Source organism: Streptomyces sp. NPDC093600 (genome assembly GCF_044764755.1).
Lineage (GTDB): Bacteria > Actinomycetota > Actinomycetes > Streptomycetales > Streptomycetaceae > Streptomyces.
Genome location: NZ_JBIWIU010000002.1, coordinates 847109 through 862603 on the forward strand (window position 1 = coordinate 847109; position 15495 = coordinate 862603).

The 15495-nt window shown below is 73.0% G+C and carries 15 protein-coding genes; 8 read left to right on the forward strand and 7 right to left on the reverse strand.

The window, feature by feature from the left end; all coding sequences use genetic code 11:
• The first annotated feature begins 15 nt into the window (after positions 1–15).
• Together dapD and ACIRB4_RS09495 are read left to right on the forward strand one after the other, a co-directional pair.
• On the forward strand, positions 16–999 hold the full coding sequence (gene dapD, locus ACIRB4_RS09490; RefSeq protein ID WP_403289493.1) for a 2,3,4,5-tetrahydropyridine-2,6-dicarboxylate N-succinyltransferase: 984 nt from the start codon (positions 16–18) through the stop codon (positions 997–999).
• 82 nt (positions 1000–1081) lie between these two features.
• Positions 1082–1294 carry a hypothetical protein gene (locus ACIRB4_RS09495; RefSeq protein ID WP_403289494.1) on the forward strand — a complete coding sequence of 71 codons (213 nt, stop codon included), beginning with the start codon at positions 1082–1084 and terminating at the stop codon, positions 1292–1294.
• On the opposite strand, the gene dapA is transcribed toward ACIRB4_RS09495, so the two are convergent.
• Positions 1285–2172, reverse strand: coding sequence for a 4-hydroxy-tetrahydrodipicolinate synthase (gene dapA / locus ACIRB4_RS09500; protein ID WP_403289495.1), 888 nt, complete (start codon positions 2170–2172; stop codon positions 1285–1287). The two genes, ACIRB4_RS09495 and dapA, sit on opposite strands and share 10 nt — an antisense overlap.
• 127 nt (positions 2173–2299) lie before the next feature.
• On the opposite strand from dapA, the gene ACIRB4_RS09505 reads away from it, so the two are divergent.
• On the forward strand, positions 2300–3040 hold the full coding sequence (locus tag ACIRB4_RS09505; protein WP_403289497.1) for an SDR family NAD(P)-dependent oxidoreductase: 741 nt from the start codon (positions 2300–2302) through the stop codon (positions 3038–3040).
• A gap of 6 nt (positions 3041–3046) precedes the next feature.
• Here ACIRB4_RS09505 and ACIRB4_RS09510 read toward each other — a convergent pair whose 3' ends face one another.
• Both ACIRB4_RS09510 and ACIRB4_RS09515 read right to left on the reverse strand, forming a co-directional pair.
• A complete protein-coding gene (locus tag ACIRB4_RS09510; RefSeq protein WP_403289498.1) occupies positions 3047–3499 on the reverse strand; it encodes a GNAT family N-acetyltransferase in 453 nt (150 codons plus the stop codon).
• Between the two features lie 104 nt (positions 3500–3603).
• Positions 3604–5439: an endonuclease/exonuclease/phosphatase family protein gene (locus ACIRB4_RS09515; RefSeq protein ID WP_403289499.1), complete on the reverse strand. Its 1836-nt coding sequence runs from the start codon at positions 5437–5439 to the stop codon at positions 3604–3606.
• 213 nt (positions 5440–5652) lie between these two features.
• Between ACIRB4_RS09515 and ACIRB4_RS09520 the strand changes: the two genes are divergently transcribed.
• A complete protein-coding gene (locus ACIRB4_RS09520; protein ID WP_403289501.1) occupies positions 5653–7149 on the forward strand; it encodes a hypothetical protein in 1497 nt (498 codons plus the stop codon).
• A 131-nt stretch (positions 7150–7280) separates the two neighbouring features.
• On the opposite strand, the gene ACIRB4_RS09525 is transcribed toward ACIRB4_RS09520, so the two are convergent.
• Positions 7281–8048, reverse strand: a complete 768-nt coding sequence (locus tag ACIRB4_RS09525; RefSeq protein ID WP_403289503.1) for an SDR family NAD(P)-dependent oxidoreductase — start codon at positions 8046–8048, stop codon at positions 7281–7283.
• A gap of 87 nt (positions 8049–8135) precedes the next feature.
• Here ACIRB4_RS09525 and ACIRB4_RS09530 point away from each other — a divergent pair, with 87 nt between their 5' ends.
• Together ACIRB4_RS09530 and ACIRB4_RS09535 are read left to right on the forward strand one after the other, a co-directional pair.
• Positions 8136–9530 (forward strand): alkaline phosphatase PhoX, encoded by a 1395-nt coding sequence (locus ACIRB4_RS09530; protein WP_403289505.1) that lies wholly within the window; start codon positions 8136–8138, stop codon positions 9528–9530.
• A 99-nt stretch (positions 9531–9629) separates the two neighbouring features.
• On the forward strand, positions 9630–10646 hold the full coding sequence (locus tag ACIRB4_RS09535) for a 1-aminocyclopropane-1-carboxylate deaminase (protein WP_403289506.1): 1017 nt from the start codon (positions 9630–9632) through the stop codon (positions 10644–10646).
• Here ACIRB4_RS09535 and ACIRB4_RS09540 read toward each other — a convergent pair whose 3' ends face one another.
• Entirely contained in the window at positions 10647–11852 is a 1206-nt protein-coding gene (locus ACIRB4_RS09540) for a TerD family protein (protein ID WP_403289675.1), read from the reverse strand.
• A 133-nt stretch (positions 11853–11985) separates the two neighbouring features.
• Positions 11986–12795: an NAD-dependent epimerase/dehydratase family protein gene (locus tag ACIRB4_RS09545; RefSeq protein WP_403289508.1), complete on the reverse strand. Its 810-nt coding sequence runs from the start codon at positions 12793–12795 to the stop codon at positions 11986–11988.
• Positions 12796–12988: 193 nt separating this feature from the next.
• Here ACIRB4_RS09545 and ACIRB4_RS09550 point away from each other — a divergent pair, with 193 nt between their 5' ends.
• Entirely contained in the window at positions 12989–13918 is a 930-nt protein-coding gene (locus ACIRB4_RS09550) for a 5-dehydro-4-deoxyglucarate dehydratase (RefSeq protein ID WP_403289510.1), read from the forward strand.
• Positions 13915–15048, forward strand: a complete 1134-nt coding sequence (locus ACIRB4_RS09555) for a hypothetical protein (protein WP_403289512.1) — start codon at positions 13915–13917, stop codon at positions 15046–15048. Before ACIRB4_RS09550 ends, ACIRB4_RS09555 begins: the two co-directional genes overlap by 4 nt.
• 18 nt (positions 15049–15066) lie before the next feature.
• Here the strand turns inward: ACIRB4_RS09555 and ACIRB4_RS09560 are convergent, their stop codons facing one another.
• Positions 15067–15492, reverse strand: coding sequence for a hypothetical protein (locus ACIRB4_RS09560; RefSeq protein ID WP_403289514.1), 426 nt, complete (start codon positions 15490–15492; stop codon positions 15067–15069).
• Positions 15493–15495 lie beyond the last annotated feature (3 nt).

The window sequence follows — 15495 nt, forward strand, 5'->3', positions numbered from 1 at the left end:
CGTTAGGTTTTCCACATGACCACTGCTCCTCGCACCACCGGCGCCGTCGCCGCCGGCCTCGCCACCCTCGCCGCTGACGGCACCGTCCTCGACACCTGGTTCCCCGCCCCCGAGCTGACCGAGGCGCCGGGACCCGCCGGAACCGAGCGGCTCACCCCCGACGCCGCGGTCGACGCCCTCGGCGAGGGCGCCGCCAAGGCGATCGGCGCGGACGCCCGCCGGGGCGTCGAGGTGGTCGCCGTCCGCACCGTCATCTCCTCGCTCGACGACAAGCCGCTCGACACCCACGACGTGTACCTGCGCCTGCACCTGCTCAGCCACCGGCTGGTCAAGCCGCACGGCCAGAGCCTCGACGGCATCTTCGGCCTCCTCGCCAACGTCGCCTGGACCTCCCTCGGCCCGGTCGCCGTCGACGACCTCGAGAAGGTGCGCCTCAACGCCCGCGCCGAGGGCCTCCACCTCCAGGTGACCTCCGTCGACAAGTTCCCGCGGATGACCGACTACGTCGCACCCGCCGGCGTCCGCATCGCCGACGCCGACCGCGTCCGGCTCGGCGCGCACCTCGCCGCCGGGACCACCGTGATGCACGAGGGCTTCGTCAACTTCAACGCCGGCACCCTGGGCACCTCGATGGTCGAGGGCCGCATCTCCGCCGGTGTCGTCGTCGGCGACGGCTCCGACATCGGCGGCGGCGCCTCCACCATGGGCACGCTCTCCGGCGGCGGCAACGTCATCATCTCCATCGGCGAGCGCTGCCTGATCGGCGCCGAGGCGGGCGTCGGCATCGCGCTCGGCGACGAGTGCGTCGTCGAGGCCGGCCTCTATGTGACGGCCGGCACGCGCGTCACGATGCCGGACGGCGAGATCGTCAAGGCGCGCGACCTGTCGGGCGCCTCGAACATCCTCTTCCGCCGCAACTCGGTGACCGGTGCCGTCGAGGCCCGCCCGAACAACGCGGTCTGGGGCGGACTGAACGACGTACTCCACAGCCACAACTGAGCGTGACCGTTCCGAGTGACTCAGCGTTAGCAGGACGACGCGAATCACAGCGTCATACGAGCGGACAAGGCGAGGAGTCGACATGAGGACGAGGCCCACCGTTGTCGGACTGCTGGGAGCACTGACCGCCGCGGGGGTGCTGCTGCCCGCGGCGGCGGCCGTCGCGGACGAGACACACACCCACTCGCACAACGGTCCGCACGTCACCCTCATCTCCACCGGTCAGATCGACGACCCGATGGAGGACGTCCTGGAGCACGCCGCGATCCTCGGCCGCACCTACGTCTACGACTGAACCAGCTGCTCGTACGCCGCCCGCAGCCCGTCGACCGCCTCCCGGTCGGCGGGCTGCAGCGGTTCCCGCACATATCCGCCGCCGCCCCGGAGCTGCAGGAGCGCCTTCGCCGTCACCGTGCCGGGCAGGCCCGAGGCCATCATCAGCTCGGCGAGCGGCAGCGTGAGCGCGTTGAGCCGGGCCGCGCCCGCCGTGTCGCCCGCGTCGAAGGCGTCGAGCACGGCCCGCATCTGACGCGGTGCCACATTGGCCACGGTGCTGACGTAGCCGGCGCCGCCGACCGCGTACAGCGGCAGGTTCAGCTCCTCGCAGCCGGAGTAGTACGCGAGCGAGGTACGGGCGATCACCTTCGCGCTGCCGAGCAGGTCGTAGGCGCAGTCCTTCACCGCGACGATCCGGGGGTGCGCGGCCAGCCGGAGCATCGTCTCCGGTTCGATACGGGTGCCCGTGCGGCCGGGGATGTCGTACAGCATCACGGGCAGGGCGGTGGCCTCCGCCACCCGCAGGAAGTGCGCCTCGACGGCCGCCTGCGGCGGTCGGCTGTAGTACGGCGTGACCACCAGAAGCCCGTCGGCGCCCGCCGCCTCGGCCTGCCGGGCCAGCTCGACCGTGTGGCGGGTGTCGGAGGTGCCGACGCCCGCGACGATCGAGGGGCCCGGTCCGACGGCATCGCGTACGGCTCCGACCAGCGCGGCCTTCTCGGCGTCGGACGTCGTGGGGGACTCACCCGTCGTGCCGTTGAGGACGAGACCCTCGCAGCCCTCGGAGACGAGACGGACGGCATGCTCGCGGGCGCCGTCGAGGTCGAGCGCGCCGGAGGCGGTGAACGGGGTGATCATCGCGCACAGGGCGCGGCCGAAGGGGCGTTCTGTGTCCATCGCCGCAGTCTGGCGGCCCTCCACGGTGAAGGTCCACTTAGATCTGCTTCGGCCGAGAGGTAAGAGTCGGTGAAGAGTGGCCGTCTGGCATGATCGGCCGGGCGCGACAGGGGGAGAACACCACACCATGAGCGAACAGCGCGTCGCACTCGTCACCGGCTCGTCCTCGGGCATCGGGGCCGCCGTCGCCCGCCGACTGGCGGAAGCAGGCATCCGGGTCGTCGTCAACTCCGCGCGATCCGTGGAGGCGGGCACGGCGCTCGCCGCCGAACTGCCCGGCGCGGTCTACCTCCAGGCGGACGTCTCCGACGAGGCACAGGCCCGCGGCCTCGTCGAGCGGACCGTCGAGATCTGCGGCCGACTCGACATCCTCGTCAACAGCGCGGGCACCACACGGTTCATCCCGCACCACGACCTGGACGCGGCCTCGCCCGACGTCTGGCGGCACCTCTACGACGTCAACGTCATCGGCGTCTGGCAGACCATCACCGCCGCCGTCCCGCATCTGCGCACGAGCGGCGCCGGCTGCGTCGTGAACATCTCCTCACAGGCCGGCGTCCGGCCGGGCGGCAGCTCCATCCCGTACGCCGTCTCCAAGGCGGCCGTCAACCACATGACCAAGCTGCTTGCCAAGACCCTCGGCCCGGACGTGCGGGTCAACGCCGTCGCTCCCGGCCTCATCGACACCCCCTGGTTCGACGGCGTCGAGGGCGCCGACGAGGCCAAGGCGCATGTGGCCGGGGTCGTCCCGCTGCGCCGGGTGGGCCGCCCCGAGGACATCGCGCAGGCGGTTCACGACCTGGCCCACGCCTCGTACATCACGGGAGAGGTGCTGCTCGTGGACGGCGGCGGGCACCTGCTCGGTTGAGGCGGCTCAGGACGACAGGGGCAGCTTGAAGCCGTCGTGGCTGCGCGTGAAGCCCAGGGAGGCGTAGAAGCGGTGGGCGTCCGTCCGCCGCTTGTCGCTGGTCAACTGGACGAGCGCGCAGCCGCGTTCGCGTGCGCGCTGGACGGCCCGCCGCATCAGCTCCCGGCCGAGCCCGCCGCCGCGCCGGTCCGCCCTGATCCGGACGGCCTCGATCAGGGCCCGTTCGGCGCCGCCCTTGCCGAGGCCGGGGATGTAGGTGGCCTGCAGACAGCCGACGACCGTCCCGTCCTCCTCCGTGAGCACCAGGATCTCATTGCGCGCGTCGCGCTCGATGTCCGCGAACGCCCGCTCGTACGCCTCGGTGACGGCCACCGACGCGGGGTCGACGACCTTCTCCTCGTCGGCGAGCAGGGCGAGGACGGCGGGGAGTTCGGCGCGGGTGGCGGAGCGGAGGATCACGGCCCGAGTCTGCCACGCGCCACCCCTGGCCGGGTGGGAGCGGCCACCGCGTACGGCGACACGCCCGCGCTCGGGCTGAGCGCGGGCGTGCGGCACGGTGAGTGCTACGGGCGGAAGCGCAGCACCTGCGGGTCGTGGTCGCTGTTCTGCTCGGCGAACTCCGCGTTGATGTGGACGCTGTCGTACTCGAAGTGGCGGATCCCCGGGCTGGTCAGGATCTGGTCGAGAACCTGGCTGTTGCCCTGGTAGACGTACGAGTAGCGCTCGCTGCGCGGCAGCGACTTCACGGCCGGGTAGAGCGCCCCGCCGTCCGTCAGCGCCTTCGTGGTCTCGGAGAACTCGAAGTCGTTGATGTCGCCGAGGACGAGGACATCGGCCTGCTTCTCGACGGCGAGGACGTCCTTGACGAACGTGTTGACGGCCCGCGCCTGGAGGAGGCGCTTGGCCTCCGACGAGCGGACCGGCGGCTGGTGGTGCGAGGCCAGGCCCTCGTCGCCGCCCTTGGAACCGAAGTGGTTGGCGATCACGAAGACCGTGCGGCCGCGGAAGGTGAACTCGCCCGCCAGCGGCTTGCGGCTGTTCTCCCATGCGGTGTCGGAGGGGGCGATCCGGCCGGGCGAGAGCGTCAGCGCCGCCCCGCCCCGCTCGCCGCGGACCACACCGGTCGCGGTCGTCGCGTCGGCGGCCCCCCGGTCGGCGAAGGAGACGCGCTCCGGGTTGAAGAGGAAGGCCTGGCGGATGTTGCCGCCGGGCTCGCCGCCGTCCTTGTTGTTCACCGGGTCGACGGACCGCCACTCGTAGGCCGGGCCGCCCGCGGCCGTGATCGCGTCCGTGAACTTCTTCAGCGTCTGGTCGGCCGCCACCGTGCCGTCGTTCTTGGCACCGTTGTTGTCCTGGATCTCCTCCAGGGCGAGGATGTCGGGCGAGGCGAGGTTGTGCACCACGGCCGCGGCCAGCGCGTCGAACTTCTCCTGCGGGTCGGACGGGTCGAGGTTCTCGACGTTGTACGTCGCCACGGCCAGCTCGTTCTTGTGCTGCTTCTCCGTGCTCTCCCGCTCCAGGCCACGGTCCAGGACGGTGCCGAGGGTGCGCGCGGTCACCTTGTAGCCGCCGAACTGGTCGAAGTCCATCGGCCCCTCGCTCGGGCCGGCGAGCCAGTCACCGACGTTCGCGGTCGGGAAGGGCTGCTGCGCGAGCGGGGTCAGCGACTGGACCTTCAGGCGGCCGGTGTTCTGCGCGGTGTACGAGCCGTAGACCGTGCCGCCGCGGCGGTTGGGGTTCTCCCAGGGCTTCACCGTCACCCACAGCTCGGCGTGCTCCGTGGATGCGCCCACGACCCGCGAGGAGCCGATGCGGACGTTGGTGCCCTCCAGGGACTCGTAGTAGTCCAGGGCGTACGTCTCCGGCCGCAGCGGGAGGCCGTTGATCGAGCCGCCGGCGGCCGGGTCGCCCTCGGGGGCGTAGACGTCAGGGACGGAGGTGCCGGAGATCGTCACCGGGGCCGGGACCGGGTTGCCGGAGGAGACCACGGTGACCGTCGGCCGGGAGAGCTGGGTGAGCGACTGGTTGCCGGAGTTCAGACCGCCGGGGACGTACTCACCCACCGTGCCGTTCACGCTGACCGCGTCGCCGACGGCGACGGTCGGGACGGAGCTGGTGAAGACGAACAGGCCCTCGCTGGTGGCCGCGTCGTCGTCGGCCCGCGGGTCCTGCATCCAGAATCCGCGCGAGCCGTAGGTGCGCACGCCGGTGACGATGCCCGTCACACCGGTGACCTGCTTGCCGACGAGGGGCGAGACACGGGTGGTGCCCTGGATGTCGTGGATGCGGACGTCCGCGGCGGTCTCCGCCGAGGCGGAGGAGCCCGCGAGGAGTCCGGCGGCGAGCGCGGCGGACACGACGGCGGCGACGGCCGCGGATCTCGGTATGGAGGAAGGCATCAAAGGGCTCCGGAGGTGCTTGGAGGATCGGTCGATGGATCTACGCGCGTCAATCTCTTGGCAGAGCGGCCCCCTTGTCAAGGGTCGACGGGTGTACGAAGGCTGACGGGTCCGTGAACCGGCGGCCCGCGGTGGAATTGCGTCTACGCTGAGGGCCGTCCCCGACCGACCCGGGCCCGTCACCCCACGCACGTTTCGAGGAGAAGACCCTTCATGGCATCGGACCGCCCCACCCTGCCCCCCGTTCAGCTGCACTCGGACGCGGAGCTGGCGCGGGACGCCCTGGCCACCCCCCTGCTCTCCCGCGCCGTGCGGCTCGCCCGCTGGGCCGGGCCCGAGACCGGGGTCGGCGCGGGCGGTGAGCTCGTCGACGAGCAACTCCCGGCGGCCGCCGAGGCGTTGGGCCTGGCGGCGGACGAGGACGGCATGGCGTACGCGAGCGAGGCGTGGCGGATCGCGGTCGACACCGGGCTCGTGGAGATCGAGGAGGAGGCCGCCGAGGACGGTTCCGGCGCTGGGTCGGGCGACGGCTCGGACGACGGCTCCGACGACGTGGTCGGGACGGTCACGGCGGGGGAGAACCTCGCGCTCCTCACCGGCGGCGGTGCGCCGCTCGACGTCCTCGGCATCTGGCTCGACGCGCTGGACGTGGTGTTCGCCGACGCCACCGCGCCCGTCCTCGACGACCTCGCGGAGCTCATCGGCGAGGGCGGCGAGATCGACTTCGAGGCCCTCGACTGGAACCCCGAGGAAGAGGCGGAGTTCCTGGAGGGCGTGCTCGGGAACCTGTATCTGCTCACCGTCGGCGACGGCGGCCCGGGCGAGGGCCCGGTGCCGCTGCCGGCCCTCGCGGCCTCGATGATCGTGCCGGACGACATGGGTGAACCGACCGACGACGTGCTGGAGCAGGTGTCCGAGGCGATGATGCGCCTCGACGACCAGTTCCGGCTGCTCGAACCGATCGGACTCGTCGAGTACCAGCCCGTCGACGAGGCGCTGATGGTGGAGGAGGGCGAGGAGCCCGCCCCGCCGGTCGACGAAGAGGACGTCACGCGGTACGGCATGGTGCGGCTGACGCCGCTCGGTCTCTACGGCGTCCGCGCCCGGATGCTGGAAGCGGGCGTGGACGCGCCGGCCGTCGGCGACCTGGCCGGCAAGGGCGCCGACGCGCTGCTCGACGGGCTCGCCCGCTACCCGGTGACGGCGGCGCGCGCCGAGACCGTGGGCTGGCTGGCGGGCCGGGAGGCGGTGACCGCGGCGCGAGAGCTGCTCGCGGCGGCACGGGGCACGGACGCGGGATCACCGCTGCGGCGGCTGCACTGCCAGCAGGCGCTGTCGCTGGTCGGCGCGGAGGCGGAGCCCGCGGTCCGCGAGGTCCTGGACGACACCGAGCTGGGCGGCCTGGCGCGGGTCTGGCTCGCGGAGCGCGGGGCGGCGGACATCCCGGCGCCGCCGGAGTCGATGATCTTCTGGCTGGCGATCGACACGATCGCGGCGCAGCTGGAGTCGGACGGCGACCTGGAGGAACTCCAGGACCTGGTGGAGGGCCTGACGGGCCGGCACGGCGGCTTCTTCGACGCGGCCTGGCGGGTGGAACACCCGGCGACGGCGGAGGTCCTGGAGGCGATAGGCAGCCTGCACCGCGACAAGGCGGTGGCGAAGGAGGCCCGCAAGGCGGCGTTCAAGGCGCGGTCCCGCGCCGGGCGGTGAGAACGGCTTGACCCGTCCCGTACGGGCCGGGTGACCCCTCCCGTACGGGCGCCAAATCCCTTCCCGTACGGGGTCGGCCGACCCGGTCCCGTACGGGCTGGTGGCGCTCCCTTCCCGTACGCCCCGCCCCCTCACGTACGCAGGTGCGACGCGCCGTTGAGGTCGAGGATCGTGCCGGAGGACCATTCGGCCTCCGGGGAGGCGAGCCAGAGGACGGCCGCCGCGATCTCCTCGGCCGTGGCGACGCGGTGGAAGGGGCTCTGGGCCAGGATCGCCGGACCCTCCGGGCCCGTGAGCCGCGGGGCCACGCGCTCGGTGGCGAAGAAGCCCGGCGCCACCGACGCGACCCCGATGCCGTACGGGGCCAGCGAGACGGCCAGCGACTGGCCCAGCGCGTGGACGGCCGCCTTCGTCGCGCCGTAGGCCGGGTGGTCGGGCTCGCCCCGGAAGGCGCCGCGCGAGCCGATGTTGACGATGCGGCCGCCCCCGCCCTGGTCGATCATCCGGCGCGCCGCCAGATGGCTCAGGTTCGCCGTACCGAGCAGGTTCACGGACACATGCCGTTGCCAGACCGCCACCCACTCCTCGTACGGGGTGTCCGGCAGCGGATGCCGGATGTTCACCGCCGCGTTGTTCACCAGCACGTCGATCCCGCCCAGCGCCTCGGCCGCCGCCTCCGCGACCGCCGCTGCCCCGGCCGGATCCGCGAGGTCGCCGCCGAGGAGCGCGTGTCCCGTGCCGTCGAGCGAGCCGAGGGTCTCGCGGGCCTCGTCGGCGCGCGAGCCGTAGTGGACGGCGACCCGGTCGCCGTGGGACGCGAACGCCCGCGCCACGGCGCGGCCGAGGCCCCGTGACGCACCGCTGACGAGGACGCGCCGGCCGGAAGCGGGCAGGTTCATGGAAGGTGGCCTCTCCGTTCAACTGGTGTTCGTGCGTGCGCGGGACCGTGTGCCCGACATCGGGTGACCTCAGGGAGACGTATCGCCATGCCCCTCAACCGTAGAGAATTCGCCAAGCAGTCCGCCGCCACGGGGGCCGGTCTGGCGCTCACCGGCGCCGTCGGCGCGCTCGCCACCGCGCCCGAGGCGCTCGCCGCCGAGGAGGGGGAGACGTACGGCGCCGGCTTCCCGCTCGGCTACGGCCCGCTCGTGGACGACCCCGAGGGCGTGCTCGCGCTCCCCGCCGGCTTCTCGTACCGCGTCCTCACCCACAGCGGCGTCACCACGCTGGAGTCCGGCGAGTTCACGCCCCAGAAGCACGACGGCACGGCCACCTTCGAGGGCCGCCGAGGCGTCACCCTCCTGGTCAACAACCATGAGCTGAAGGGACCCCGGTCCCGGTGGAAGCACCCGGTCCCGCTCACCGAGGGCCTCGTGTACGACCCGGCCGCCTCCGGCGGCTGCACCGTCGTCGAGGTGCACCGCGACGGCACGGTCGCCGAGTGGGTCGGCATCGCCGGTACCTCCACCAACTGCGCGGGCGGCCGCACCCCTTGGGGCACCTGGCTGACCTGCGAGGAGAACTCCGACCGCGCCGGCGAGAACGGCATGACCGAGGACCACGGTTACGTCTTCGAGGTCGATCCGTACGACCGCCGCGCCAACCGCGACCCGAAGCCCATCAAGGCCTTCGGCCGCTACGACCACGAGGCCGTCGTCATCGACCCCAAGCGCGGCCACGCCTACCTCACCGAGGACGCCGACGAGCCCAACGGCCTCTTCTTCCGCTGGGTTCCGCCGCAGGGCTTCGAGCACGGACGCGGCCGGCTCCGCACCCTCGCCGACGACGCCGGCCGCCTCCAGGCGCCCCGCTGCATCGACTCGGCCGGCCGGTTCGTCGACGACCTCTCCCGCGCCACCCGGATCGGCACGGTCTACGGCGTGGACTGGGTCGACGTCCCCGACCGTGACGCCCGGACGGTCGAGGTCCGTGCCCAGTTCGCGGACCACGAGGTCACCCGCGCCCGCAAGCTGGAGGGCATGTGGTGGGCCGACTCGGGCGCCTACATCGTCTCCTCGTACGCCCGTGAGGAGAGCCCCGGCGCCGCGCACGACGGTCAGGTCTGGTTCTACGACCCCAAGCGCCGCACCCTCACCCTCAAGGTGCTGCTGGGGGTGGCGTCCGGCTACGACGGCCCCGACAACATCACGGTCTCGCCCTACGGCGGTCTGGTCATCGCCGAGGACGGCGAGGGCGTCCAGCACCTCTTCGGCGCGACCGACCGCGGCCGCACCTACCCCATCGCCCGTAACGACCTGAACGGCAGCGAGTTCGCGGGCGTCGTCTTCTCGCCCGACGGCGACACCCTCTACGCCTGCATCCAGGAGCCCGGGCTCCTGCTCGCCATCACCGGCCCCTGGCGCCGCCAGCCCCGCCGCTGACCCTGGTCGTGGACGGTGGCTGACACCTAGCATCGGGCCGGGGGGACACGGCCGGGCGCGAGGCTCCTGTCCCCGTCACGCCATGACCCGGGAGCCGCCATGCCGATCGCCGACTTCGACCGCTACCCCCTGCTCTTCGGGCCCTCGCCGGTCCACCCCCTCGCACGGCTCGGCGACCACCTCGGCGGCGCGGCGCTGTGGGCGAAGCGGGAGGACTGCAACTCCGGGGTGGCGTACGGCGGCAACAAGACCCGGAAGCTGGAGTACCTGGTCGCCGACGCCCTCGCGCAGGGCTGCGACACGCTCGTCTCCATCGGCGGTGTGCAGTCCAACCACACCCGCCAGGTCGCCGCCGTCGCCGCCCGCGCCGGGCTGAAGTGCGTACTCGTCCAGGAGAGCTGGGTCGACTGGCCGGACCCGGTCTACGACAAGGTCGGCAACATCCTCATCAGCCGGCTCGCGGGCGCCGACGTGCGCCTGGTGAAGGCCGGGTTCGGCATCGGCTTCAAGGAGAGCTGGGAACTGGCCCTGCGGGAGGTCGAGGAGCGCGGCGGCAAGCCCTACGCCATCCCCGCCGGCGCCTCCGACCACCCCCTGGGCGGTCTCGGCTTCGCCCACTGGGCCTACGAGGTGGCCGAGCAGGAGCGGGAGCTCGGGGTCTTCTTCGACACCGTGGTGGTCTGCTCGGTGACCGGCTCCACCCAGGCCGGCATGGTCGCCGGCTTCGCCGCGCTCGTCGAGGAGGGCGGCCCGGCCCGCCGGATCATCGGCATCGACGCCTCCGCCGAGCCGGTGCGGACCCATGAGCAGATCACCCGGATCGCCCGGGACACCGCCGCCCTGATCGGCGTGGAGCGGGAGCTCACGGCCGCCGACGTCGAGCTGGACGACCGCTATCACGCGGGCGTGTACGGCGTACCGGACGAGGCCACCCTCGACGCGATGCGGCTCGCCGCCCGTACGGAGGGCATGGTCACCGACCCGGTCTACGAGGGGAAGTCGATGGCGGGACTGATCGACCTGGTGGGGCGGGGCGAGATCGGCCGCGACTCGACCGTTCTCTACGCCCACCTCGGCGGCCAGCCCGCCCTGAACGCGTACAGCGCGCTCTTCTGATCAGAGGGCCTGTGCGGCCGGCTTGACCATGCCCCGGACGGTCCGGGACTTCACGAACTCGCCCATCGCCGTCATCTCCCACTCGCCGGAGAACTGCTTGATGAGCTTGGCCATCATCACGCCGGTCTGCGGCTCGGCCGTGGTGAGGTCGAAGCGGACCAGTTCCTCGCCCGTCGCCGCGTCCATCAGCCGGCAGTACGCCTTGGCGACCTCGGTGAACTTCTGCCCGGAGAAGGAGTTGACCGTGAAGACGAGTCCGGTGGCGTCGGCGGGGAGACGGCCGAGGTCGACGACGATGACCTCGTCGTCGCCGGCGCCCTCGCCGGTCAGATTGTCCCCGGAGTGCTTGACCGAGCCGTTGAGGATGGACAGCTTGCCGAAGTAGCAGCTGTCCAGGTGGTTGCGCTGGGGGCCGTAGGCGATCACGGAGGCGTCGAGGTCGATGTCCTTGCCGCGGTAGGCAGGCTCCCAGCCGAGACCCATCTTCACCTGCGAGAGCAGCGGCCGGCCGCCCTTGACGAGGGACACCGTCTGGTTCTTCTGCAGGCTGACCCGGCCCTTGTCCAGGTTGATCTTCCCCGTGGCGGCGGCGGCCGGGGCAGCGGCGGGCGGGGGAGGCGTCGGGGCGGAGAGCCGCGGGTCCGCGGAGGGGGCCGCCGGGGGCGCCGCCGGAGCGGGCGGTGCGACCGGCGCGGGTTGCGCCGCCGCGGGCTCCTCGTCGACGGAGACGCCGAAGTCGGAGGCGATGCCGGCGAGCCCGTCGGCGTACCCCTGGCCGACGGCTCGCGCCTTCCACGCGCCGTTGCGCAGGTAGATCTCGACGACGACCAGCGCCGTCTCCGTACCGAGCCGGGGCGGGGTGAAGGTGGCGAGGACGCTGCCGGTGTCGGCGTCGCGGATGGTCGCCGTCGGCTCGATGCCCTGGAAGGTCTGGCCCGCCGCGTCGGGGCTGGCGGTGACGACGATCCTCTCGATGCCGGCCGGTACCGCACCGGTGTCCACGACGATCGCGTCCGGCGCGGTGCCGCCGCCGGAGCGGTACGTCACACCGGGGCCGGCCGGCTGGTTGTAGAAGATGAAGTCGTCGTCCGAGCGCACCTTGCCCTCGGAGGTGAGCAGCAGGCCCGAGACGTCGAGCCGCACCGGGGCGGCGACGTCCACCGCCACGCGCGCGGCGGAGAGAGGGATGTTCGAGCCGGGGGTCATAGCGGTCATGCCAGGAGTAACGAGCGAGACCGCTTTGCCGTTCCCTTACCTTCGCTCCCTTGGGCCACTTCGGTTACGGGAGGTCCGGCCGGGCCCGTGCACCTACGCCCTCCCTCCCCGTACCGACCGGCGGTCAGTGGGGCCAGCGCGGCGGGGTGGTGCAGAAGTGCCCGCCCAGGTTGGCGTTCGCGGGGTCGTCGTCGGCCGGCAGGCCCTGTTCGGCGATGATCCGCTCCGCGAACCGTTCCGAGTCGTCCTGCGGGTCGTAGCCGAGCGCCCGGGCCGTGGAGAGGTCCCACCACAGGCGGGTGTTGTCCGAGGAGCCGTACACCACGGTGTGCCCCACGTTCTCCGCGGTCAGGGCCGCGTGCAGCAGCCGGGCGCAGTCGGCCGGGCTCAGCCACACCGACAGCATCCGCACCGAGGTCGGCTCGGGGAAGCAGGAGCCGATCCGGACCGAGACGGTCTCCATGCCGTGCATGTCCCAGTAGAACTGGGCCAGATCCTCGCCGAAGCACTTGGACAGGCCGTAGAACGTGTCGGGCCGGTGCGGGGTGTCGACCGGGATCAACGGATCGCCGTCGCGCGGGCGCGGGGTGAAGCCGACGGCGTGGTTGCTGGAGGCGAAGACGATCCGGCGCACCCCTTCCTCCCGTGCCGCCTCGTAGAGATGGTGCAGGCCGGTGATGTTGGCGGCGAGGATCTTCTCGAAGGTGGACTCCAGTGAGATCCCCGCGAGATGGACGATGGCGTCGACACCCCGGACGGCTTCCCGCAGCGCCTTCCGGTCGGCGAGGTCGGCGACGATCGCGTCGGGTGCGCCGTCGACGGGTGCCAGATCGAGCAGCCGGAGCTCGTATCCGTGGGCGGGCAGCAGCTCCCGCATCAGGGTGCCGACGCCGCCTGCGGCGCCGGTGAGCAGGACGGTGCGGGGTGTGGGCATGGAGCGAGTCTCCGTCCATAGATCGTATTCACAACCATGGACACGCTAGGGAGTGGCTCACGCGCCGTCAAGGGGCGTGTGTACGCGCGGGTTTCTGCCTTGACCTGCGCTCCGGCGCTGCTCTAGCGTGAGCTCGTTCATGAATATGGACGGCAATCAGAATTGTGCACGACGGACTTCTCTGGGAGCGCCCGTGACCTCAGCCCCGCTCGCCGACCGGCTCGACGGCCTGCTGTTCTTCCCCGTCACCGCCTTCGGCCCGGACGGCACCGTCGACCTCGACCTCTTCCGCGCCCATGTGCGCGCCGGCGTCGAGGCGGGCGCCGGCGCCGTCTTCGCCTGCTGCGGCACCGGCGAGTTCCACGCCCTCACGCCCGAGGAGTTCCGCGCCTGCGTCGCCGCCGCCGTCGAGGAGACCGCCGGCCGGGTCCCCGTCGTCGCGGGCGCCGGCTACGGCACCGCGCTGGCCATCCAGTACGCCCGGCTCGCCGAGGAGGCGGGCGCCGACGGGCTCCTCGCCATGCCCCCGTACCTCGTCGTCGCCGACCAGCCGGGCCTGCTGCGCCACTACACCGAACTCGCCGCCGCCACCTCCCTCGACGTCATCGTCTACCAGCGCGACAACGCCGTCCTCACCCCGGAGACCGCCGTCGCCCTCGCCCGGGCGGAGGGCGTCATCGGCCTCAAGGACGGCCTCGGCGACCTCGACCTCATGCAGCGGATCGTCAGCGCCGTCCGCTCCGAGGGACTCGAACTGCTCTACTTCAACGGCCTGCCCACCGCCGAGCTCACCGGCCTCGCCTACCGGGGCATCGGCGTCGCGCTCTACTCCTCCGCCGTCTTCTGCTTCGCCCCCGACATCGCCCTCGCCTTCCACCGCGCCCTCGCGGCCGGCGACGACGCCACCGTGAACCGGCTCGTCGACGGCTTCTACCGGCCGCTCGTCGAACTCCGCGCCAAAGGACGCGGATACGCCGTCTCGCTCGTCAAGGCGGCCGTACGGATGGGAGGCCTGGACGTGGGAGAGGTACGGCCGCCGCTGAGCGAGCCCGCACCGGAGCATCTGAAGGAACTCGCCGCAATCATCGAGCACGGGCGCTCCCTCCTCGGGGGCGACGCGTGAGGGCCGGCACCTTCGTCTACCCCTGGGACGTCGTCGGCGATCCGGCGGCGCCCGACCGGCTCGCGGACCTGGGCGTCGCCCAGGCCACGCTCGCCTCCGCCTACCACTCCACCCGGGCGCTCACCCCGCGCCACCCGGCCCACCGGATCATCACCGCCGAACACGCCGCAGTGCTCTACCCGCCGGACCCGGCCCGCTGGTCCGGGCGCGACCTGCGACCGTACCCGGCGGGGGAGTGGGCGCCGGGCGACGCGTACGGGCAGGCCGCGGAGGCGCTCGCGGGCGCGGGCCTCGAAGTGCACAGCTGGGTCGTCCTCGCGCACAACTCCCGGCTGGGCGCCGAGCATCCGCGGACCTCGGTCGTCAACGCGTACGGCGACCGCTACCCCTGGGCGCCGTGCATCGCCCGGCCCGACGTCCGCGCCTTCCTGGTCGACCTGGCGGCCGAGGCGGCGGTACGGCCCGGGGCGGCCGGGACCGAGCTGGAATCCTGCGGCTGGTACGGCCTGGCCCACCTCCACGCCCACGACAAGACCGCGGGCGTGCCGCTCGGCGACGCGGAGCAGTACCTGATGTCGCTCTGCTTCTGCCCCTCCTGCCGCCAGGGGTACGGGGAGGAGGGCCTGGACCCCGACGAGCTGGCAGCGGCCGTGCGCGGTGCCCTGGAGCCTGCCTGGGCGGGGAGCCCGGCGGGCCAGCTCGGCGCCGCCGAGGCGGACGCCGTCCTGGCCTGGCGCGTCCGGACCGCCCGGGCCTTCCAGGAGGCCGCCGTGGGCGCGGTCCGGGCCGCCGCCCCGCCCGGCTTCCGCGTCCTGCTCCACGCGGACCCGCTCCCGCACCGCTGCGGCGCGAACGTCGGCACCGACCCGGCCCACGTCCTCGGCCTCGCGGACGGCGTCGTCACCCCGGCCGCTTCCGTGGCCCCGTTCGCGTCGCACGCGGGCCCGGCCTCGGTGATCGCGGCCAACCTCCAGGTGGTCAGCGGCATGGGAGGCTCTCCGCGAACCCTGGCCGACGACGCGAAACGGGCGGCCGACGCGGGGGCGACCGAACTCCGCCTCTACCACGCGGGCCTGGCCTCGACCCCGGACCTCACGGCGGTAGGGGACGCCCTGCGGGCGCTGGGCTGAGACGGGGCGCCCGGAACGTCAGGGGGCCGGCCGGTCGCCCGTCGCCGGGCCGGCCGGGGCGGGAGACCGGCCCCCGCTTCCGGCGGCCCCCCCCCCCGGGGCGGCCAGCGTCACCGCGCCCGCCAGACCCAGCGCTCCCAGCACGGGCAGCAGGGTCCGGATGTCGACGACCGCGATCAGACCCGCGCCCACCGCCAGAGCGGCCGCGTTCGGGACGAAGACCAGGGTGTGGGCCGTCGCCGCCGTGCGGCCCACGGCGCCCGGCGGCGCCTCCCGCTGGACGGCCGTCATCGCCGCGACCAGGACCCAGGGCAGACCCAGGCCGATCAGCGCGCTCGCCGCCGGCACCACCCCGTCGTGGGGCAGCGCCCTGGCTGCCGCCGCGACCGCGAACAGGGCCAGGCCGATGGGCGAGAGCAGCCGCGCCGGGACCCGGCGCAGCAACGG

What these genes read in the sequence shown, in the direction of transcription:
- ACIRB4_RS09540 (WP_403289675.1), bottom strand. Translation starts at nt 11,852, where the DNA reads ATGACCCCCGGCTCGAACATCCCTCTCTCCGCCGCGCGCGTGGCGGTG.
- ACIRB4_RS09495 (WP_403289494.1), top strand. Translation starts at nt 1,082, where the DNA reads ATGAGGACGAGGCCCACCGTTGTCGGACTGCTGGGAGCACTGACCGCC.
- ACIRB4_RS09530 (WP_403289505.1), top strand. Translation starts at nt 8,136, where the DNA reads ATGCCCCTCAACCGTAGAGAATTCGCCAAGCAGTCCGCCGCCACGGGG.
- dapD (WP_403289493.1), top strand. Translation starts at nt 16, where the DNA reads ATGACCACTGCTCCTCGCACCACCGGCGCCGTCGCCGCCGGCCTCGCC.
- ACIRB4_RS09535 (WP_403289506.1), top strand. Translation starts at nt 9,630, where the DNA reads ATGCCGATCGCCGACTTCGACCGCTACCCCCTGCTCTTCGGGCCCTCG.
- ACIRB4_RS09505 (WP_403289497.1), top strand. Translation starts at nt 2,300, where the DNA reads ATGAGCGAACAGCGCGTCGCACTCGTCACCGGCTCGTCCTCGGGCATC.
- ACIRB4_RS09515 (WP_403289499.1), bottom strand. Translation starts at nt 5,439, where the DNA reads ATGCCTTCCTCCATACCGAGATCCGCGGCCGTCGCCGCCGTCGTGTCC.
- dapA (WP_403289495.1), bottom strand. Translation starts at nt 2,172, where the DNA reads ATGGACACAGAACGCCCCTTCGGCCGCGCCCTGTGCGCGATGATCACC.
- ACIRB4_RS09545 (WP_403289508.1), bottom strand. Translation starts at nt 12,795, where the DNA reads ATGCCCACACCCCGCACCGTCCTGCTCACCGGCGCCGCAGGCGGCGTC.
- ACIRB4_RS09520 (WP_403289501.1), top strand. Translation starts at nt 5,653, where the DNA reads ATGGCATCGGACCGCCCCACCCTGCCCCCCGTTCAGCTGCACTCGGAC.
- ACIRB4_RS09525 (WP_403289503.1), bottom strand. Translation starts at nt 8,048, where the DNA reads ATGAACCTGCCCGCTTCCGGCCGGCGCGTCCTCGTCAGCGGTGCGTCA.